Below are 20,110 nucleotides of genomic sequence, written 5' to 3'. Positions count from 1 at the left end.
CCATACGCGCCATCTGCGCATCCGTCAGCCAGAAGAGATCAGACATGTTCACCGCTCAGTTTTAGAACCGTGAATCATGCTGCAAAACGAAAATCAATGGGTCCTGACCCTAGAGAAAGCGCAATGAAAGCCAGATCATTCGAGATTGATATCAGATAAACAGCGACGCCAACAACGATGGCGGAAAATGGGTTTGGTAGGTTTTTTATCCATGCATCTGTTTTGACCGGACCACCCAATAAGCCCGATATGGCCAGACCTAGACCCGCGAGATTTAGAAAAATACCGACGACGTAGATAACGGTCATGTTTGGTATTTAGGTGCCAGTACATCAACGCAGAAATCCGCCCGACCGATAATACCCTAATGCGATTCAAATCGGTTCCCAGCCTTGTCAGGGTCTTATCAATATTAGATCGCGCGCACCCGAGCCCTTGTGTCGCAAGAAGTGTTGAACCAACCGAAATCCGAATGCCCCAAGGGTCGCGTGCATTTGGTTTCTTGAAGGACCAATGCACATCCAAAGGCCCCCCTTTTAGGATAAAGCGATACCCGTTGCCACCATGGGGCAACAAGTCAAAGTCTGCGCCACCGTAGCTGATCGGAACGGGGTGCCGCTCTTCTTCGGCTCTGTCCCGTTCGGTATTAAGCAAATCGAACAGCTCCTGAGAAATGTTCGCCTGAATCGAAAGTGCGAAAGTGTCGAAGCCTCGATGTACTACGTGCATTTTGAGGTCTTCTTGCGTTCCGGTATTTCCAGAGGGGGGTGCTACAATCACCCCCCCTCTTTCGGCGAACGCCGCGCGATTTGGTTGAGGTTGGGAAAACAGGTCGGAGAACGATTGATGGGCGCAGAACTCAAATGCAATCTTAAAGTGAGTCACGCTACCAGTCCGTCAATGCATGATTGCGAGCGCTATTTTGCTTATGCAAAATTGCTTTTTTTGCACAAATTCGATAGCCTTTCCAAAAAGGTGGACAACACCGGAGGCAGTGAGAGAGCAGATGCCACAAGCAAAAACACGTGTTTTGCGGGCCAGGGTGCCTGCGCGTTTGATGGGCAAAAGGGACGGTCTGTTTTTCCTATGGGGTGAGATTGAGCGCGCGCGCCTCAAATCAGAAAATGCACTTGTACCCGAGGCTGCCGCCTCGGACGGGACAAGAACGAAGCGGGCAGGATCGGCCAGTGGATCGTCACAGGTTCCTACCGACGAATTCATCTTTTACTGACGAAATGAAGGTTTGAGCCTACGTCGGCTACTTCTTTTCGAAGAATAGGATCACTTCGCCCAGGCGCACGCCATAGCGTGAGACATAGGCGCGGTTCAGCAGCCGGTCGTCATCCAACAACCACATCCAGTCGTCAAATTTGACACGCATCGTCCCGTCCTTGATCGGCAGGTCGATCTTGTATTTCCAGTTGAACGTATCCCCACGCTCAATCCCGCTGGCAGTGCCCAACACGCCGGGGGCAGTACCTGTCCAGGTATCTTCACCGGTTTTGGTCAGAGTCCAGATACGCTGTTCGGTAGCGCCATCGTCATAGAGGAAATCTTCGACCAGTGTCAGGGTTTCGCCATCCCATGCCCCGTCGATATCAACGGTGAATCTGCGGGGGATATTGCCCAGAACATCCTGAAACTGACCATAGGCCACCGTCTTGCCTTCGAAGAATTCCGCAAGGTTCAATTGCCGGTCGGACAAAAACGTCTTGGGCACTTTGGGCTTGCTGGAGCACGCCGCCAGTAAGGCTAGGCTTGCAATTGCAAGAAACGTGATCAGGGAACGGAAAACACTCATTGCAGCGGTTTCCCTTCGGTTGTCGCATCATACCCGTTTGCACCTGGCACATGTGTGATTTTCACGTCGGGAGCGGGGCGCATCGTGGCCACCAGTTCAGCGACCTTGAGGCCGAATTTGCGCATCTCGGACCGGTTCATGATGACCCCGTGTTCCGTCAGATACATCCAATCTGTCACATCTAAAGTGTGGCCGCCAGCATCTTCAGGCAGGATGATCCGGTAGGTCAGTTTGACGGTTGATCCCGACATGATGCCCTGACCCTCACCGACAATATCGTCTGCCATTGCGGTGAACGTGTTGCCGGTACCCAGTGTCAGATACCATTTTCGGGTCATCTGTTTGCCGTTGGAATAGGTGAAATATTCGGACAGCGTGCCCGAGTTTCCGTTCCATTCGCCAACCATACGGGCGACGAAGCTGTTCGACATCTTCCCATTGGGGCCATAGATCAGCCCCTCGGACAGGATTTCCCCGTTCAGATGCTCTTTCAGCGAAAAGACAGGACCAGTTCCTGTGTAATCCGACGGAGATTGCGCGCGAAAGCTCATCAGTCGGGCGCGGATGAAAACTGCGATCAGAAGGACCAGCAGTATGATGGCAATAGCGTTCATTTGCTTGCGACCTCGGTCGGCAGGGTCAAGACCATTCCAAATGCCCCAACTTTCAGGATGCAGGGCAGCACTGCATAGGCCAGATTCAGTGTATCCAGCGCTTGTGCAGAATTGGTTTGACCGGGGGTGAAACCGCTGCGTTCCAACAGCGGCAAGGTGAAAAAGGCAGCCAGGGCAAGGCCTAGTTTGCCTGCGAAAGACCAGATACCAAACGCGGCAGATGCGTTCAGCCCGGCCCGGGTCAGGACGACCGAGAACATGGCGGGCAACACGACCATATCCGCACCCAGAGCAGCGCCCGAGGCGAGGCAGATCACAGCAAACCCTGCAAGATTTCCGGCGCTTAGGCTAGCGGCACCGATAAACCCCGCGATCGAGAGGGGCATGGCAATCAGCAAAGTCTGTTTCGGGCCAATCCGGTTGCTGAGCTTGGCCCAAAGCGGCACGCTTGCGCCTGCACTGAGGAAGAACAGGATCAACAGTGGGCCAGCTTTGTCCGGCAGTTGCAGTCGGTCTTCTACAAAGAACAGAAACAGGGTCGAGGTGATGGCTACCGGTAGGCTGTTCACCAGCGCGAGAGCCAGCAAACGCAATCCCCCAGCCTGACCCAGCCCCGCAAAAGACAGGCCGGTGCCAGTGATTGGCGTACGTCTCCAGATCGGAACGGTCAGCACCAAGGTCAGAACGGACAACAGTCCCAAAAACACTCCAAAAGCGGGATAACCTTGGGCTTGTGCTCCGAATGCAACCAAAAGCGCCGGGGCGCTCGCGGCGATGACCACGCCGGTCAGTTGCCCGCCTTCACGAAAGGCCGCCAAGGTCATCAGCTCTTTTGGATCGGTGTGTTTTGCCAAAGTTGCGCTGCGCCCATACAGAAGAATGGTTCCGAGGCTGTATGCCGAAAACAGCAAGATCAGAATCGCGATCAGCGCTGATACACTGGCACCCTGCGGCAAGCTAAAGAGCAGAGGGAACCCAACCGCCAGCCCCAATGCAGCCAGAGAGGCAAACACAAGCTGCCCCTTTGGCCATTTGTCGATTGCCCAGCCAATCAACGGATCCTGCACCAGATCTACAAGTCGGATCATCAGCAGGACGGTTCCGATAACCCCCAGACCAAAGCCCAGATTTACCGCCGCAAAGCGCGGCAGGTGTATATAAAGTGGGATACCCGCCGCAGCGAGCATCAGCGCGTACAGGCTGACCCGAGGATAAAGCATCAGCGCCCCTGAAGTTTCTGCGTGAAAGACGCGGACCGCGTGTTTTCCCCCAGAAAGACGGACATGAAACTGCGCTTGATACCTGGATAAGACATGGTGCAGGTCTTTTGACCGTTCAGCCAGAAGCTCACGTTATCCGGCCCGTTAGACACAGCCAGAAAGCTGTCCCCCTTGGTCACGGATTTGAAGCACCGGTCCAGTTGATCGCGCACGGGGGTAGAACGTCCGATCCGGTCCATTTCGTCCAGGGTCGAGTTGACCAGCGCTTTCTTCTTGATGTTTTTGCGGTATGTCAGTTGCAGGCCGATGTCTTCGCTCCAATTAAGCGGAGCGCCACCGGGGGTATAGAGTTTGGCGTCATAAATCGGCAGACCCAGATACCGAAAAGTCGCTGAGCCGCGCAGTTGCGCGTCGTTCAATTCTTCTGTCACTGGCGATGCCATCACTCCTGGCGGGGCCAGCAAAGCCACTGTCAGCAGCGCCGCGCGCCACATCCCGTTATTCGGCCGCCACAGCGATGGCCGGGTCGTTCCCAGAAAAGCCATTGTCAGCTCCGATGGTTTGCGGGGTGCCATTTATTTGCGCAACGACATTCATCGCGCTGGCAATCCCGTCTTCGTGAAATCCGTGCCGGTTATATGCGCCGGCAAACCAGGTTCGGTTCTGTCCCTGCATCTCGCGGATTTGCCCTTGTGCCTTCAGGGCGGCTTTGTCGAACACCGGATGGGCAAATTCGACCTGATCATAGATTTTGTCCGCGGGAATTTCTGATGAGGCGTTCAGCGTCAGAAACAGCGGATCGCTGTCCGGGATGTTCTGAAGCCGGTTCATCCAATAAGTCACGCCCACATTTCCAGCTTGCGAGCGATAAGTCCAGCTGGACCAGCAGGCGCGCCGTTTCGGCATTTGCCCTGGGTCACAGTGAAGAATTGCGGTGTTGGGTTGATAGCGGATCGCACCCAGCGCGGCGGCCTCGGCGGGGGTTGCGCGTTGACCCAGAATGGCAAGGGACTGGTCCGAGTGGGTTGCCAGGATGATTTCGTCGAACTGATCCGTCTGGCCGTGACTTGTGACGCTGACGCCCATTTCACCACGTTGAACATTCTGAACCGGGGCGGCCAGCCGGATGTCGCAACCACGGGCGCGCAGGGCGGCGTCGATGCGGCGGACATATTCGATGCTGCCGCCTTTGACAGTGTACCATTGGTGCTGATTGGCGCGCCCACTCGCCAGCAGAGCATGGTTGCGGAAGAATTGTACTAGCGAACGGGCCGGGAACTGATCCACGAACTCGACCGGGGTAGACCAGATCGCGCCGCACATGGGCAACAGATAGTTGTGCCGGAACCAGTGTCCCAGACGCAGCTGATCGACCAGTTCACCAATTGTGGTGTCGTCGTCCTTGGCGGCTTCGGGTGCCTCTTTGCCAAAGCGCAGGATGTCAGCGATCATCTTGTAATAGGCGGGTCGCGCCAGGTTCCGTTTCTGCGCGGTTAGCGTGCGCAAATTGTTCAAGCCATATTCGATGCGACCGTTGTCGATGGTCGCGCCAAAACTCATCTCGCTTTTGATGACAGGTACGTTCAATTCGTCAAAAAGCTGGGTCAAATAGGGGTAGGTGGCGTAGTTGAAGACGATAAATCCGGTGTCGACCGGCTGCTCTCCGTTTTTGCCAGCCATTACTGTGCGGGCATGGCCGCCCAATCTGGGTTCGGCTTCATACACCGTCACGTCGTTGTTTTCTGAAAGGTAATACGCGGCGGAGAGACCCGAAATGCCTGCACCTACAATCGCAATTTTCTTCCGTACACCCCGGATTTCGTCGAACATTCCAGCCTCGTTATGTGACATTTTACAATGGGATACGCACGGTACGGTGCGCTGGATCACTCGGGATAGGAGTTTTTAACAGATGCACTACCTTGTGACTTCTGGTTACAGCATTCGTGATTTGCGATACCGTTTTGATCCGACGCGTATGCGGGGCCGTATTATTGTGAAACACAATTGAAACGGCCCACACATGAGCAGCTTTGACGGGAAAACCATTTGGATCATCGGCGCAAGCGAGGGCTTGGGCCGCGCCTTGGCTGAGGCGTTGAGCCGTGAGGGCGCGCATCTCATCCTGTCTGCGCGCAACTCTGCGCGTTTGAATGATATCTGTTCCAAGCTGCCTAATGCCCGGGCGATTCCCTGCGATGTGACTGATTTAGACTCTGTTCGCACCGCCGTGGCCGAGGCCAGCCATATCGATGGGCTGATCTATAATGCAGGCGCTTACGAGCCCATGCGCTCGGGCGACTGGGACACCGAGGCGTCGCTCAGGATCAGCGATGTGAACTATTCGGGTGCGTTGCGGGTATTGGGTGAAACCGTTCCGGGCTTTGTGCAGGCGGGTCACGGAGAGATCACGTTGATCGGATCGCTGGCCGGGTATCATGGTTTGCCTTCCGCTATCGGCTATGGGGCCAGCAAGGCCGCGCTGATCTCGCTGGCCGAGACGATGCGGCATGATCTGGCGGGTACGGGCGTGACGGTGCGCATTGTCAATCCCGGCTTCATCAAGACCCGCCTGACCGACAAGAACAGTTTCAAAATGCCGATGCTGATGACTGCTGAGGATGCGGCAGAACGCGTGGTCAAAGCGATGTCGCGCCGCCGGTTCCGTACCGATTTCCCGGCACCGTTTTCGTGGTTTATTCGCCTGATTGATTATCTGCCGGATCTGTTGGTTTATCGCAGAAAATAGAGTCTAACAAAAATACCCCTGACAGAACCAGCCTGCCGACATAGTGCTGCCATGGCCATAAAACAGCCATAGACGCTCCCCCTGTTCTGTCACCACCACCCAGTAATCGCGCACGCCGCTGCGCCAGTTGGGATCATCCAGCCACCATTCCGGTGCGATCCGTTCCGGGCCGGTGGCCTGCGCCAGTCGCCAGTCGCGCCCGCGCCAGCGGAAGGTGGTTGGAACATCCGGGGTCTCCGGCGCCATAACCGGCTCGGGCTGCCACATCTGCAAGGGCCGGGGGCGTGGCGGCGCAGGCCAGTCGCGTGCAGGCTCCGACCACGCCGCTGCCAGCGTCTGCGCCGTTTTCTCGGGGATGTGCGAGGCCGCTGGATGTCGCCGCGTGATCGCCTCCAGCCCTACCCTTGCGCCCAGCTTGCCGATCAGGTCATCCACGGCTGTATTGCCCTCAAGCCTGTTACGGGCCACGCGGCGCGCCTCGGCATGACCGGCGATCGTGCGGGCGTGGATGGGCTCGGTCTGGATCGCCTCAAGCCGCAGCATGTCGATGCCATAGCCTGCATCGATCTTGTCAACTTTCATCTCTAACAATGGACGAATCCGGTGTTTGTCATAGGTCGGACGGGCCAGCCCAATCTCGATAACCTCGGCAGCCTGATCGGCGCGATGCGCCTCCAGCCGCAAGGTGCGGACACCGTGATCTTTCTCTTCCAGCTTGGCGCAGAGCGTTGGCAGCACCCGATCGACGGCAGCCATGACATCTTCAATCAGACCAATCGGATTGGGCAGCGTCATCCGCACCGCAAAATGATGTGGTGGGCGGGCCGGAGAAACCGGCTCGGGCGCGCTGCCCATGGCCTGATCCAGCCGCAGCACCAGCCCACGCCCAAAGCGCCGCGCCAAACTGGCACGCGGCTGGCCCAGCAGGTCGCCGATCCGGCGCAGTCCCAGACGGTTCAGCTGTGCCACAACCGGATCGTCCAACCGCAGCGCCGCGATAGGCAGGGGGCTGAGTGCACCATAAGATTGCCCCGGTGCCGCAATGCGCGCGCCACCACCCAAGGCCATCACCTGTGGTGCAGCCCCGCCTTTGGTCCAGTGCCGCCGTTTACCCGCCCGGGCGCGGGTGGCGCGAGCTTCTTGGCTGATGGCATCGCCATTGCGGTCGGATGTGGCCTCTTGCCCCGCATAGCGGGCCAAAGCCCAGGCTGCGCCCAGCGTGTCGGCAATGCCCATCTGCACGCTGAGGCCCATATCGGCGCAGTCGGTTTCAAGCACGCTCAGCAGCGCCTCTTCCCCGCCAAACAGATGCGCGCAGCCCGACAGGTCGACGATCAGCCCGTCCGGAGCCTCTTCGGCTACCCAGGGGCTGAACTTACCCGCCCAGCGGCGTAGCGCGGTCAGAAACGCGGCCTCGGCCGGGGCGTTGCGATGCCGTGTGATCAGGCTGGCGCACATGGCATGGGCATCGCGCACCGGCTGGCCCACACGCAGCCCGGCGGCCTGCGCCTCAATATTCAGCGAGGTAATGACCTGCATGTTCGACTGCTCAGTGACCACGGCCAACGGCCCAGAATGCAGCCCCCGCGCGGCGCGGATCAGCCGTTCAGCCCCAAGACGGGGAAACCACAGTGAGAGTATTCGGCGTTTTGGCATCGGCAGACATCAAAATGTTCCCACTTTGTTCTTATTCGAGAATCAGCGGCTGAGTCCACGCTTACCCGCAGGTCAGGCGTTGAATAACACCCGCACCGTTTACATAGACGTTCAGCCTGTCGATCCGATAATCCTGCGTCGCAATATCATCCGGCCCCAGTACGCGGGTGCGTTCCGGCAAATCGGCCCGAATGGTTGAAACCGGCTGGCCCACGGAGTTGGCAAATGCTTCGCCCTGACAAAAGGCCAGATCAACCGGCGCGGCCTCGGGCGCAAGGCGTGCGTCTTCGGAGACGGGTGTTTCGGCACAGGCGGCCAGAAGGATCAGAATCGGGATAAATCTGTGCATTGGCGTTCCTCATTCCGGCGATGTCGTTTCTGCAATATCAACCAATTAGCAAGTCTGGCATGAAAGCACAGTTGAAAACACCCTGCAATTGACGCAGGGTCGGGGCGAATAAGACAGGGAGATTAGCACCATGCGTACCCGTGCTGCCGTTGCCGTTCAGGCGGGCAAACCTTTGGAAGTGATGGACGTGAACCTCGAAGGCCCCAAGGCGGGCGAGGTTCTGGTGGAAATCAAGGCCACCGGCATCTGCCATACCGATGAATTCACCCTGTCGGGTGCCGATCCCGAAGGCCTGTTCCCGGCCATTCTGGGCCACGAAGGCGCGGGCGTTGTGGTTGAGGTCGGCCCGGGCGTCACAAGCCTGAAGCCAGGCGATCACGTGATCCCGCTCTACACTCCTGAATGTCGTGAGTGTGAATACTGTCTGCATCCTAAAACCAACCTGTGTCAGGCGATCCGCGAAACCCAAGGCAAGGGCCTGATGCCCGACGGGACCTCGCGGTTCTCGACGCTGGATGGCGATCCGATCCTGCACTACATGGGCTGCTCGACCTTCTCGAACCACACGGTTCTGCCCGAGATCGCGCTGGCCAAGGTGCGTGAGGACGCGCCCTTCGACAAGATTTGTTATATCGGTTGCGGCGTCACCACCGGCATTGGTGCGGTGATCAACACCGCCAAGGTGGAAATCGGTAGCCGCGCGATTGTGTTCGGTCTGGGCGGCATTGGCCTGAACGTGATCCAGGGCCTGCGTTTGGCCGGGGCCGATCAGATCGTCGGTGTCGACCTCAACCCGTCAAAGGTCGAGATGGCCACCAAGTTCGGCATGACCGATTTCGTCAACCCGACCGAGGTCGAAGGCGATCTGGTCCCTTATCTGGTCAGCCTGACCAAGGGCGGCGCGGATTATACCTTTGATGCCACCGGCAATGTTGGCGTGATGCGCGCAGCCCTTGAGTCGGCGCACAAGGGCTGGGGTGAATCAATCATCATAGGCGTGGCGCCTGCAGGGGCCGAAATCTCGACCCGTCCGTTCCAGCTGGTTACCGGGCGTTCTTGGCGCGGAACCGCCTTTGGCGGCGCACGGGGCCGGACCGATGTGCCCAAGATCGTCGATTGGTACATGGACGGCAAGATCGAGATCGATCCGATGATCACCCACACCATGGGTCTGGACGACATCAACCACGGCTTTGATCTGATGCATAAAGGTGAGAGCATCAGATCTGTCGTAGTCTACTGATAAAAATATGCAAAATGCACAGGGCGGGCTTTTGTCCGCCCTTTTTCATTCTTACATATCTCAATGCGAATTAAATTTTGAGTTGAGGAATTCAGGTGATACCAGGAAATACGGACCGCCTTGCGGTTCTGATTGATGCGGACAACGTTTCCGCAAAACATGCCGCTGAGATATTTGAAGAAATCGCAACATTGGGCGAAGCGGGTTTAAGGCGGATCTATGGGGATTTTTCCAATGGATCGCCCCAAGGGTGGGACGCCAAATCTCTGGCCGAATATGCCATCGTTCCACATCAGCAGTTCGCTAACACATCAAAGAAGAATTCAAGTGATATCGCGCTGGTGATTGACGCCATGGATATCCTGCATTCAGGCCGGTTCAATGGATTTGTATTGGTGTCCTCTGACAGTGATTTCACCCGTCTCGCCAGTCGTATCCGCGAACAGGGTTTGGATGTGTTTGGGATCGGCGAACGCAAGGCACCAAGCGCGTTTGTCGCAGCATGCAACCGATTCATTTACATTGAAAACATAGAGAAGCCTGAAGCTGGCGCGCCTCAGGTCAAAAAAGTCGGTGACGTAAAATCAAAGCATGAGCTGAACCATGCATACCAGTTGATCCGGAACGTTGTACTAAACACGAACGAAGCCGATGGTTGGGCCAGTCTTTCATTTGTGGGAAGCTAATTAGGCAAGATGTATCCGGATTTCGACTCTCGAACTTATGGCTATAAAAGGCTGAGCGATTTGGTACGTGCTATCGATCGCTTTGATAAGAGCGGTACAAATGGTGATCTCAAGATCAGATGCAAGGATACTTGACGCCTGGGTTCTAGTCTCCCGGCCGTGTCGCACCTGTATCTGATCGAGGCGACCGCACCCGCAGCACCGGGGTGTTGACCGATGACGTATTCGCCCGGCTCTCGCGCCAGACAACATAGACGCCGGACGCGATGATGACGCTTGCTCCAACCGCGACCCAGATGTCCGGGCGTTCACCAAAGAAAATCATGCCAAAGATCGTCGCCCAGATGATCTGGCTGTACTGGCTGGGGGCGACAACACCGGCAGGCGCGGCCCTGTAGGCCAGAATGATCAGGTGCTGGGCGATGACCGAGAACACGCCGACCAGCGCCATCATCGCCAGGTGCAACAGCGAGGGCGGTTGATAGATGGCGGGTAGCGTCAGGCTCATCACCAAGATGGCCAGCAGCATCGGGTAGAGGATCAATACCGCCGAGCGTTCCTCATTTCCGATCTTACGTACCAAAACCGAGGCAAAGGCGCTGCAGAACGCGGCTGTCAAAGCGGCGAGGTGCCCCAGCGTGATATCTGTTGAACCGGGGCGCAGAACGATCAGTACGCCAATCAGGCCTACTCCGACGGCGGCCCAGCGCTGGGCGCGGACAACTTCGCCCAGAATCGGGATTGAAAGGACCGTTACGATCAGGGGAAAGGAAAACAGCAACGAATAAACCTCGGCCAGTGGCAGGACCGAAAACGCATAGAAAGCGCAGGACATGGCCGTCACCATCAGGCCTGAACGCAGCAGTACCAGCCACGGGTGATGCGGCAGGAAATTGCCCGTGGTCCTGTCGGTCAGGATCGTCACCGCCATCGGGACAAAGGAAAACAGCGTGGCAAAAAAGATGATCTGCATCACCGAATAAGTCCCGCCCAGCACCTTGATCAGCGCGTCATGGGTGGCAAAAACCGCAAAGCCCGCAAATGCATAGCCAAGACCCCGGAGAGTGGTGTTCTGAGTGCTCATGGGTCGGCCTCGGGTGATGTTTCGATGTGAAAGGGCAGCGCAGAGGGGCTGTCTTGCCTCTGAGTAACTCTATTCCCTCGGCCCGCATAGCCCCTATTTTACCGCTAACACCGCAAGCCAGCTATGATGTGGGATCAACGCAGGATCGGCGGTGCGTCCTTGGGCTGGCGGGCCGATTGCACCCCGGCCTTCATCCCCACGCCGATGCGCCGGGCCAGCGCGACCCAAGGGATAGAGGTTTCTGGTGGCAGGGTCTGCGCGGCGACGTCTTCGAACAGATTCAACCAGCGGACGAACATCTCGGGTTTTACATCGGGCCGTTCGATGTGAACCCGCTGCGGATTGCCGTCATAGCTGCGCTCATAAAGGATGGCATTGCGCCAGAACGACGCGATTTTTTCCTCATGCGCAGGCCAGTCGGTGACATGGTTGGCAAAAACCGGACCCAGCACACTGTCCTGCCGCACACAGGCGTAAAAGGCGCGGACCTGCGCGTTTATCTGCTCTGGCGTCGCGGGAAAGCGTGGAGGAAGGGGTGGTCTGGTCATGGTGGCCTGAATGTCGTCTCTGTTTTTGGCAGATAGGGAGTTCCGGCGTTACATGACAGAGGTGGTTTTGTCGCGCCCATCCGGCGTCAGCAGATGCCGCAGCAGGGCCACCGGATGCGCCCGCAGGCTAAGACGGGTGGCGACGTAATCCTCGACCACCTGCTCACCCAATGTCATCTGCGGCAGATAGGCTTCGGGTTCGTCCAGCGCCTCGCCTTCCAGATCTTGCGAGAACAGGGGCAAGGGCTTTGCGGTGGCAATCGCCTTGGCCTGCCACAGTGCCTCGCGCCGGGTCAGGTCGCAGCCGGCGAAGGCATCGGCCTCGGCCAACCGTTCGATCACCGACGGGCCAAGGCCCGCGCGGCGCCAGACATCGTCGACCTGGGTGTAGCCATTGCCGCGCGCGGCGGTCAGCCAACTGGCGTCTTCCTCGCTCAGCCCTTTGATCTGGCGGAACCCCAGCCGCAGGGCCAGCCCGCCATGGCCGTCCGGCTCCATCACATTGTCCCAGAAGCTGGCATTGATGCAGACCGGGCGCACCTGAACCCCATGCTCGCGCGCATCGCGCACGATCTGGGCGGGGGCATAGAACCCCATCGGCTGCGAATTCAGCAGGGCGCAGGCGAAAATGCCGGGGTGGTGGCATTTGATCCAGGCCGAGGCATAGACCAGCAACGCAAAGCTGGCCGCGTGGCTTTCGGGGAAACCGTATGACCCAAACCCTTCGATCTGCGAAAAACAGCGCTCGGCAAAGTCGTCATCATACCCGTTGCGCTTCATACCACGCAGGAACAGCGCGCGGAATTCGCTGACATTGCCGTGCTTCTTGAATGTTGCCAGCGAGCGGCGCAGCCTGTCGGCCTGTTCCGGGGTGAAACCCGCGCCGACGATGGCGATCTGCATCGCCTGTTCCTGAAACAGCGGCACGCCCAGCGTTTTACCCAACACCTCGCCCAGTTCGTCCGAGGGGAAGCTGACCTCCTCCTCTCCGTTCCGGCGGCGGATATAGGGGTGAACCATATCGCCCTGAATGGGGCCGGGGCGGATGATGGCGACCTCGATCACCAGGTCATAGAAATTGCGCGGCCGCATTCGGGGGAGAAAGTTCATCTGTGCACGTGATTCCACCTGAAACACACCGATGCTGTCGGCCTTGCACAGCATGTCATAGACCACCGGGTCCTCGGGCGGCAGGGTGGCCAGCGTATAGCTGGTCTGATGATGCTGCCCGATCAGGTCGAACGCTTTGCGAATGCAGGTGAGCATCCCGAGGCTTAGGACATCGACCTTCAGGATGCCCAGACTATCGATGTCATCCTTGTCCCAGCAGATGACCGTGCGGTCCTCCATCGTGGCGTTTTCGATGGGGACAAGCTCGTCCAGACGCCCCTCGGTGATGATGAAGCCGCCCACGTGTTGAGAGAGGTGGCGGGGGAAGCCGTCGATCTCGTAAACCAACATTAGAGTCTGTTTTAATCGGCGATCCTCGGGATCAAGGCCGATTTCCCGCATCCGGTGCGCCTCGAGCCCGACGGTCGAGAAGAACCCCCAAAGCTGCGAGGACAGCGCCGAGATCGTGTCTTCGGTCAGCCCCATCGCGCGGCCCACCTCGCGGATGGCGCGTTTGCCTCGGTAATGCACAACCGTGGCGCACAGCCCCGCGCGTTCGCGGCCATAGCGGTCATAGATGTGCTGGATCACCTCTTCGCGGCGTTCGTGTTCGAAATCGACATCGATATCGGGCGGCTCATCGCGGGCCTCGGACACAAAGCGTTCGAACACCATCGTGCCCATCTCGGGGCTGACCTCGGTGATGCCGAGGCAGAAGCAGACCACCGAATTGGCCGCCGAGCCGCGCCCCTGGCAGAGGATGTCACGCGAGCGCGCGAAATGGACGATGTCGCGGACGGTCAGGAAGTAGGGTTCATATTTAAGCTTGCCGATCAGGGTGAGCTCATGCGCCAGCATCTTCTGGGCCTTCTCGGACGCGCCCGCCGGATAGCGCCATTTCAACCCCTCATGCGCCAGACGGTGCAGACGCTCGGTTGGGGTTTCCTGTTCGCTGCCCTCGCTGGGATAGTCATAGCGCAGCTCGTCGAGCGAGAATATGAGTTGGGTGCTAAGCTCATGGGCGCGGGCAACAGCGCCCTCATGACCTTTGAAGATACGCAGCATCTCGGTCTCGGAGCGCAGACGTTGTTCGCCATTGGCCAAAGCCTCTCGGCCTAACTCGTCCACCTTACGGCGCAGGCGGATGGCGGTCATGACGTCGGCCAGCTTACGGCGGGCCCCGTGATGCATCATCGGCGTCGCGCTGGCGAGCGTGGGGATGCCAAGTTGCTTTGATTCAGCCTCTAATAAAGAGAAATATGAACCGTCGGCACCGTCATATCGTGGGTGCATCAACAGATGTATCCGCCCGGCAAAGCGGCGCGTCAGCTGTTGCGTCTGTGTTCGCCACGCGTTCGCGCCGCCTTGGGATCGGTCCGCTTGTGGCCAGAGCAGCAGGTGAAGACCGTCAGAGAATTCAAGCAGGTCGGACAGGTGCAGGATGCAGTCGCCTTTCTCGGCACGCAGGCGGCCCGTGGACAGGATGCGGCACAGGTTGGCCCAGCCCTGCCGGTTCAGGGGCAGGGCGGTGACGGTCGGCGCGTCGGTGAAGATCAGCCGCGCCGCCGGGATCAGGCGGGGTACTGCGTGGATCGGATAGGACGGCGGTTTGGGGATATGATCGGGGCAAGGAGGACCGATGGAGGTATTCTGTGCTTCCCACTCCAGCCGTTCGCGGACCTTACGGGCGATCTCGCGCGCTTGGGTATGGGCGCGGACGATCCCGGCGACCGAGTTGTCATCGGCAATCGCAATGGCGGGCAGGCCCAGGGTGACGGCACGCTCCATATACTCCTCGGGGTGGGATGCCCCGGTGAGGAAGGTGAAGTTCGACGTGATCGACAGCTCGGCATACATGACGATTCTCTATTATATTCACGTTTTGTTCTTTTTCGAGTCCTTTGAGCAGGAAACGGGTCGCTTGGGATGTCCCGCGTGGACATGGTTGAAGAAAAGGAGACCCGATATGTTCAAGATCACCGCACTTCCCACAGACAAGGTCCGCGCCCTTCAGGCCGGAGGGCCGGACGCTTATGGCGCTACGCCCGAGCGTTCCGTTTCGACGGGCGCAGGCAACCCTTGCCGGCACTGCCTGCAGAACATTCCAGAAGGCAAAGAGATGCTGATATTGGCATATCGCCCTTTTTTAGAGACGCATCCTTACGCAGAAACCGGCCCGATTTTTCTGTGTGCTGCACCGTGTGAGCGGTACGAGGGGGAAGAGATACCCGAGATCCTGGCCACCTCTCCTGACTACCTGATCAAGGGTTATGGGTCGGATGACCGGATCGTCTACGGCACCGGAGCGATCACACCCACGGATCAGATCGGCGCAGCGGTGAAGGACATCCTGGCCCGAGCGGACATCGCCTATATCCATGTCCGCTCGGCCCGAAACAACTGCTATCAGGCGCGTATTGACCGGGTCAAAGTTTGACCCGGTGCATCCCCCGGCGCGGCTGGTCCTGATCTTCCGCCGGTTCTTCGCCGCGCGAGGATGTCAGTGCAAGGAAAACATCCTCAAGATCGGCTTCTTCGGTACGTACGTCGCGGATGCGGATACCTACGGCGCGGACGGATTCCAGCACCTGCTCGGCGCTGGTTTGATTGCCCTGATACTGCAGGACAAGGCTGCCATCGTCGCGTAGCGCGGCTTCGACTCCTTCGGTTGCAGGCAGATCAACCACAGGGCTGTCCGGGACGATCACCATCGTTCGGCTGTCCATCCTGCCCAGCAGGTTTGCGGTGCTGTCCTGCGCGATCTTTTCGCCATGGTTGATGATGGCGATCTCGTCACACATCTCTTGCGCTTCTTCCAGATAGTGCGTGGTCAGAATAATGGTCATGCCCTGTTCATTCAGTTTACGCACATTGGTCCAAAGCATCTGGCGAAGCTCGATATCCACGCCGGCCGTGGGTTCATCCAGCACCAGTATCTTCGGGTGATGCACCAGCGCTTTGGCCAGCAATAGTCGCCGCCGCATCCCGCCTGACAGCGTACGGGCATAAGCCTCGGCTTTGTCGCTGAGGCCGACCAGTTCCAGAATGTCATCGCTGCGGCGTTCAGATTTCGGGACGCCGTACAAACCTGCCTGAACCTCCAACGCGCCGCGCGGGGAAAAGAACGGGTCCAGGTTCAGCTCTTGCGGCATCACGCCAATTGCAACGCGGGATTGGCGCGGGTTCTGATCCTGATCGAAGCCCCAGATCGAAACGCGTCCCGCTGATTTCACCACTAATCCGGCCAGAATGTTGATCAGTGTCGACTTCCCGGCCCCGTTCGGTCCCAACAATCCAAAAACTGACCCGCGTGGAACGGTCAGGTCAATGCCTTTCAGCGCGTGTTTCTCGGGCTGACCCTTGCCGCCACGATAGGTTTTGCGCAGCCCTTCGATCCTGATTGCCGCATCGCTCATGTGGCTCTTGCCCCCGGTTTGCTCATCGCTCATAAACGCACCTAGTACATGCCCGCGAGGCCGACAACCGAAGAAGGATCGCCAGCCGTGACCATCGAAGCGCCGGAAACCAAGATCGTCGAAACCGCCCGTGTCGCCTGTGATGGCGGCGAAGGCGCATTGGGCCATCCGCGCGTCTGGCTGCAAATTCCCGAGGATACTGGTTGGGTCGAGTGCCCGTATTGTGATTGCAAATATGTTCTGAAGGGCACTGAGCAGGGCTGATTGTCCGTCAGGTGCCGGGTGCGGTGAAATTCTGACAAAGCGCACCTGCGTCGACGTCGCCATATTTGTTGATCAGGAATTGATCGACATTGTTGCCGGACCACACATGAAAGATTTCCCCGGTGCTGAGGCGGCCAATTCCGCTGGCGGTGCCGGTTTCTGGGTGCTGGTATGTAAAGAACGCTTTTCCTGTAAGCCCGTTGTCACATTCCAGTGTGGCTTCTCCGAAACCAAAGCTTCCTTGGGCACGCCACTGTCCATGACAACCAAAATTTGCACTTGTTTGACCAGCATGCGTTCCTTCGCCCCATCCGATGGCGCGACCGGTGAAGAAAATTCCGCTGTCGCCCAGACAAGCAAGGATCGGGGCACAGTTGGATAAGTTACCCTGATTTGGCGCGCAGTTTGCGGGCAGTTTAAGCCCCGCCAATGCGGTCGAGGCGACAAGAGCGATTGCGATTGCGGACGCTATCGCCGATAAAACGTGCAGACTGAACATGACTACAATCCTATAAGGCAGGACACCATGAGCAAGAGCGAATTCGGAAAAGGCTGTCACCTGCATCTGATCGACGGATCCGCCTTCATATTCAGGGCCTATCACGCGCTGCCTCCGCTGACACGAAAGTCGGACGGACTGCCGATTGGCGCTGTTTCAGGGTTTTGTAACATGCTGCAGAAATACGTCGAGGGAAACGCCGGGCCGGATGCGCCAACCCATGTGGCGGTGATCTTTGACAAGGGCTCGCACACCTTCCGGAATGATCTGTACGATCTTTACAAGGCCAACCGCGAGGCGATGCCCGAAGACCTGCGCCCACAAATGCCCCTGACGCGCGAGGCGACGAAAGCCTTCAATATCGCCTGCAAAGAGCTGGAGGGGTACGAGGCCGACGACATCATCGCCACGCTGGCTGTGCAGGCGCGCGAGGCGGGCGGGCGTGTGACCATCGTGAGTTCCGACAAGGACCTGATGCAGTTGGTCGGCGACGGTGTGGAAATGCTGGATGCGATGAAGAACAAGCGCATCGACCGGGATGGTGTGTTCGAGAAATTTGGCGTTGGGCCGGAACGTGTGGTCGATGTGCAAGCTTTGGCAGGGGATTCGGTGGATAACGTGCCGGGTGCCCCGGGCATCGGGGTAAAGACGGCAGCCCTGTTGATCAATGAATATGGCGATCTGGAAACGTTGCTGGACCGTGCCGAAGAGATCAAACAGCCCAAACGCCGCCAGACGCTGATCGAAAAACGAGACCAGATCGAGCTGTCAAAGAAGCTGGTGCAGTTGGACGAAAACACGCCGCTGGATTTCACTCTGGATGATCTTGAGGCCAAAGATCCGGACGCCGAGACGCTGCTGGGTTTTCTGGCGGATATGGAATTCCGCACACTGACCAAGCGGATAGCAGATAAGCTGGGGGCCGAAGCTCCGGTGATTGCCGACGCGCCTGCGCCTGCGGCTGAAGAACCAGAGGCAGAGCTCGTCCCGTTTGATGCGTCGAAATACGAATGTGTGCGAGACGCCGGGGCCCTGCAAAAGTGGATCGATCAGGCCTATGAACGCGGTTGGGTCGCTGTCGATACCGAAACCACTGGCTTGAACGAGATGATTGCCGATCTCGTGGGCATCTCGCTGTGTGTAGAAGCTGGCGAGGCTTGCTATATACCGCTGACCCACCGAGACGGTACAGCGGACGATCTGTTCGGCTCGGATGCACTGGCTGAGGGGCAGATGCCCCTGAATGAGGCTCTAACCAAGCTGAAGTCGATGCTCGAGGATCCGTCGATCCTCAAGATCGGGCAGAATATGAAGTACGACGCCAAGATTCTTGCGCGCTATGGTATCGATGTTGCCCCAATCGATGACACGATGCTGATGTCTTATGCGATGCACGGTGGTGAGCACGGGCATGGCATGGACACACTGTCCGAGCGTTATCTGAGCCATACACCGATCCCGATCAAACCGCTGCTGGGGTCGGGCAAATCGGCCATTACTTTTGACAAAGTGCCGATTGACGAGGCCACAACCTATGCCGCCGAGGATGCGGATATCACCCTGCGCCTGTGGCAACTGTTCAAGCCTCAGCTGCATCAGGTCCAAGTGACGACCGTGTATGAGACGTTGGAACGCCCCTTGGTGCCGGTTTTGGCCGAAATGGAGATGCATGGCATCAAGGTCGATCGTGATGTTCTTAGCCGGATGTCCAACGCGTTCGCGCAGAAAATGGCTGGGTTAGAGGCTGAAATTCACGAATTGGCTGGCGAGAATTTCAATGTGGGCTCACCGGCGCAATTGGGAGAAATCCTGTTCGACAAGATGGGCCTTGAGGGTGGCAAGAAGGGTAAGACCGGGAAATACTCGACCGGCGCGGATATTCTCGAGGATCTTGCAACCGAGCATGAACTGCCGCGCAGGGTTTTGGATTGGCGGCAGCTGTCCAAGCTGAAGTCGACCTACACGGACGCGCTGCAGACCCATATCAACCCGGATACGGGGCGGGTGCATACGTCTTATTCTATCACAGGTGCGAATACGGGACGTTTGGCCTCGACCGATCCAAACCTTCAGAACATCCCGGTTCGGACCGAGGAAGGACGACGCATTCGTGAGGCGTTTATCGCCGAAGCCGGAAATGTGTTGGTGAGCCTCGACTACAGTCAGATCGAATTGCGGATTCTGGCGCATATCGCGGATATCTCTGCTTTGAAGCAGGCGTTTGCGGATGGGTTGGATATTCATGCGATGACTGCGTCCGAGATGTTCGATGTGCCGCTCGATGAGATGACGCCCGACATTCGCCGCCAGGCCAAGGCGATCAACTTTGGTGTGATCTATGGCATCTCGGGTTTTGGTCTGGCGCGAAACCTGCGTATCCCACGGTCCGAGGCGCAGGGCTTCATCGATCGATACTTCGAGCGTTTCCCCGGTATTAGAGCCTTTATGGACGACACCGTCGCATTTGCGAAAGAGCATGGCTATGTCCAGACACTGTTCGGGCGCAAGATTCATACGCCCGAGATCAACGCCAAGGGGCCACATGCCGGATTCTCGCGCCGGGCGGCGATCAACGCGCCTATTCAGGGCACCGCGGCTGACGTCATCCGACGGGCCATGGTGCGGATGCCTGAGGCAATCAATGGGCTACCTGCCAAGATGCTGTTGCAGGTGCATGACGAATTGCTTTTCGAGGCGGCTGAGGACTCAGTGGATCAGGTGATCGACGTGGCACGGGATGTGATGGAGGGCGCCTCGGACCCGGCAGTCAAGCTGGACGTGAAGCTGAGTGTAGATGCCGGACAAGGCGCGAATTGGGCCGAAGCGCACTAGCGTCGCGTCTCATCCGACCCGCCGGGCCCTCTTCGTCGC

At 58.2% G+C, this 20,110-nt stretch carries 19 protein-coding genes and 1 pseudogene; 7 read left to right on the top strand and 13 right to left on the bottom strand.

Translation table 11 applies throughout. The annotated features are described in order from the left end of the window. Nucleotides 1-135: 135 nt before the first annotated feature. Complete coding sequence (locus tag AC2FLD_RS16480) at nt 136-885, bottom strand: hypothetical protein (protein WP_496670298.1); 750 nt, start codon at nt 883-885, stop codon at nt 136-138. A 121-nt stretch (nt 886-1,006) separates the two neighbouring features. Here AC2FLD_RS16480 and AC2FLD_RS16475 point away from each other — a divergent pair, with 121 nt between their 5' ends. Next, nucleotides 1,007-1,231: a hypothetical protein gene (locus AC2FLD_RS16475; RefSeq protein ID WP_496670299.1), complete on the top strand. Its 225-nt coding sequence runs from the start codon at nt 1,007-1,009 to the stop codon at nt 1,229-1,231. A 27-nt stretch (nt 1,232-1,258) separates the two neighbouring features. Here the strand turns inward: AC2FLD_RS16475 and AC2FLD_RS16470 are convergent, their stop codons facing one another. From AC2FLD_RS16470 to AC2FLD_RS16450, 5 genes are read right to left on the bottom strand one after another with little or no spacing between them, the layout of a single operon-like run. Then, entirely contained in the window at nt 1,259-1,801 is a 543-nt protein-coding gene (locus AC2FLD_RS16470) for a DUF3833 family protein (protein WP_496670303.1), read from the bottom strand. Continuing rightward, nucleotides 1,798-2,415, bottom strand: coding sequence for a DUF3833 domain-containing protein (locus tag AC2FLD_RS16465; RefSeq protein ID WP_496670306.1), 618 nt, complete (start codon nt 2,413-2,415; stop codon nt 1,798-1,800). The genes AC2FLD_RS16470 and AC2FLD_RS16465 overlap by 4 nt, the downstream gene beginning before the upstream one ends. After that, nucleotides 2,412-3,635 (bottom strand): MFS transporter, encoded by a 1,224-nt coding sequence (locus tag AC2FLD_RS16460; protein WP_496670312.1) that lies wholly within the window; start codon nt 3,633-3,635, stop codon nt 2,412-2,414. Before AC2FLD_RS16460 ends, AC2FLD_RS16465 begins: the two co-directional genes overlap by 4 nt. Further along, nucleotides 3,635-4,180, bottom strand: a complete 546-nt coding sequence (locus AC2FLD_RS16455) for a hypothetical protein (protein WP_496670318.1) — start codon at nt 4,178-4,180, stop codon at nt 3,635-3,637. Before AC2FLD_RS16455 ends, AC2FLD_RS16460 begins: the two co-directional genes overlap by 1 nt. Then, a complete protein-coding gene (locus AC2FLD_RS16450) occupies nt 4,134-5,465 on the bottom strand; it encodes an NAD(P)/FAD-dependent oxidoreductase (protein ID WP_496670325.1) in 1,332 nt (443 codons plus the stop codon). The genes AC2FLD_RS16455 and AC2FLD_RS16450 overlap by 47 nt, the downstream gene beginning before the upstream one ends. A 193-nt stretch (nt 5,466-5,658) precedes the next feature. Between AC2FLD_RS16450 and AC2FLD_RS16445 the strand changes: the two genes are divergently transcribed. Continuing rightward, on the top strand, nt 5,659-6,384 hold the full coding sequence (locus AC2FLD_RS16445) for an SDR family NAD(P)-dependent oxidoreductase (RefSeq protein WP_496670329.1): 726 nt from the start codon (nt 5,659-5,661) through the stop codon (nt 6,382-6,384). Between the two features lie 3 nt (nt 6,385-6,387). Here AC2FLD_RS16445 and AC2FLD_RS16440 read toward each other — a convergent pair whose 3' ends face one another. Beyond that, on the bottom strand, nt 6,388-8,040 hold the full coding sequence (locus AC2FLD_RS16440; protein WP_496670332.1) for a DUF6504 family protein: 1,653 nt from the start codon (nt 8,038-8,040) through the stop codon (nt 6,388-6,390). A gap of 61 nt (nt 8,041-8,101) precedes the next feature. Further along, nucleotides 8,102-8,389, bottom strand: a complete 288-nt coding sequence (locus AC2FLD_RS16435; RefSeq protein ID WP_050605174.1) for an I78 family peptidase inhibitor — start codon at nt 8,387-8,389, stop codon at nt 8,102-8,104. A 130-nt stretch (nt 8,390-8,519) separates the two neighbouring features. On the opposite strand from AC2FLD_RS16435, the gene AC2FLD_RS16430 reads away from it, so the two are divergent. After that, nucleotides 8,520-9,632, top strand: a complete 1,113-nt coding sequence (locus AC2FLD_RS16430; RefSeq protein ID WP_050605173.1) for an S-(hydroxymethyl)glutathione dehydrogenase/class III alcohol dehydrogenase — start codon at nt 8,520-8,522, stop codon at nt 9,630-9,632. 98 nt (nt 9,633-9,730) lie between these two features. Continuing rightward, nucleotides 9,731-10,453, top strand: a pseudogene (locus AC2FLD_RS16425) (NYN domain-containing protein). A 10-nt stretch (nt 10,454-10,463) separates the two neighbouring features. Here the strand turns inward: AC2FLD_RS16425 and AC2FLD_RS16420 are convergent. The 3 genes from AC2FLD_RS16420 to AC2FLD_RS16410 all read right to left on the bottom strand — a co-directional run bounded on the left by AC2FLD_RS16420 (nt 10,464) and on the right by AC2FLD_RS16410 (nt 14,917). Continuing rightward, nucleotides 10,464-11,402, bottom strand: a complete 939-nt coding sequence (locus AC2FLD_RS16420; protein WP_496670335.1) for a DMT family transporter — start codon at nt 11,400-11,402, stop codon at nt 10,464-10,466. 134 nt (nt 11,403-11,536) lie between these two features. Beyond that, entirely contained in the window at nt 11,537-11,950 is a 414-nt protein-coding gene (locus AC2FLD_RS16415; RefSeq protein ID WP_496670339.1) for a group III truncated hemoglobin, read from the bottom strand. Nucleotides 11,951-11,998: 48 nt separating this feature from the next. After that, a complete protein-coding gene (locus tag AC2FLD_RS16410) occupies nt 11,999-14,917 on the bottom strand; it encodes an error-prone DNA polymerase (RefSeq protein ID WP_496670343.1) in 2,919 nt (972 codons plus the stop codon). Nucleotides 14,918-15,026: 109 nt separating this feature from the next. On the opposite strand from AC2FLD_RS16410, the gene AC2FLD_RS16405 reads away from it, so the two are divergent. Continuing rightward, nucleotides 15,027-15,497, top strand: coding sequence for a DUF1203 domain-containing protein (locus tag AC2FLD_RS16405; protein WP_496670346.1), 471 nt, complete (start codon nt 15,027-15,029; stop codon nt 15,495-15,497). On the opposite strand, the gene AC2FLD_RS16400 is transcribed toward AC2FLD_RS16405, so the two are convergent. After that, the gene (locus AC2FLD_RS16400; RefSeq protein ID WP_496670748.1) at nt 15,487-16,476 is read right to left on the bottom strand and encodes an ABC transporter ATP-binding protein; all 990 of its coding nucleotides are present in this window, start codon (nt 16,474-16,476) and stop codon (nt 15,487-15,489) included. The two genes, AC2FLD_RS16405 and AC2FLD_RS16400, sit on opposite strands and share 11 nt — an antisense overlap. Nucleotides 16,477-16,563: 87 nt before the next feature. Here AC2FLD_RS16400 and AC2FLD_RS16395 point away from each other — a divergent pair, with 87 nt between their 5' ends. Continuing rightward, nucleotides 16,564-16,740 (top strand): zinc-finger domain-containing protein, encoded by a 177-nt coding sequence (locus AC2FLD_RS16395; protein WP_170346779.1) that lies wholly within the window; start codon nt 16,564-16,566, stop codon nt 16,738-16,740. Nucleotides 16,741-16,747: 7 nt separating this feature from the next. Here the strand turns inward: AC2FLD_RS16395 and AC2FLD_RS16390 are convergent, their stop codons facing one another. Further along, on the bottom strand, nt 16,748-17,239 hold the full coding sequence (locus tag AC2FLD_RS16390; RefSeq protein ID WP_496670353.1) for a hypothetical protein: 492 nt from the start codon (nt 17,237-17,239) through the stop codon (nt 16,748-16,750). A 27-nt stretch (nt 17,240-17,266) separates the two neighbouring features. Between AC2FLD_RS16390 and polA the strand changes: the two genes are divergently transcribed. Continuing rightward, nucleotides 17,267-20,071: a DNA polymerase I gene (polA, locus tag AC2FLD_RS16385; protein ID WP_496670360.1), complete on the top strand. Its 2,805-nt coding sequence runs from the start codon at nt 17,267-17,269 to the stop codon at nt 20,069-20,071. The last annotated feature ends 39 nt before the right edge of the window (nt 20,072-20,110 follow it).

The organism is Ruegeria sp. CDSA021 (assembly GCF_059612325.1).
The sequence above is the reverse complement of the archived record's forward strand: the minus strand, read 5'-3'. Positions and strand labels throughout refer to the sequence as shown.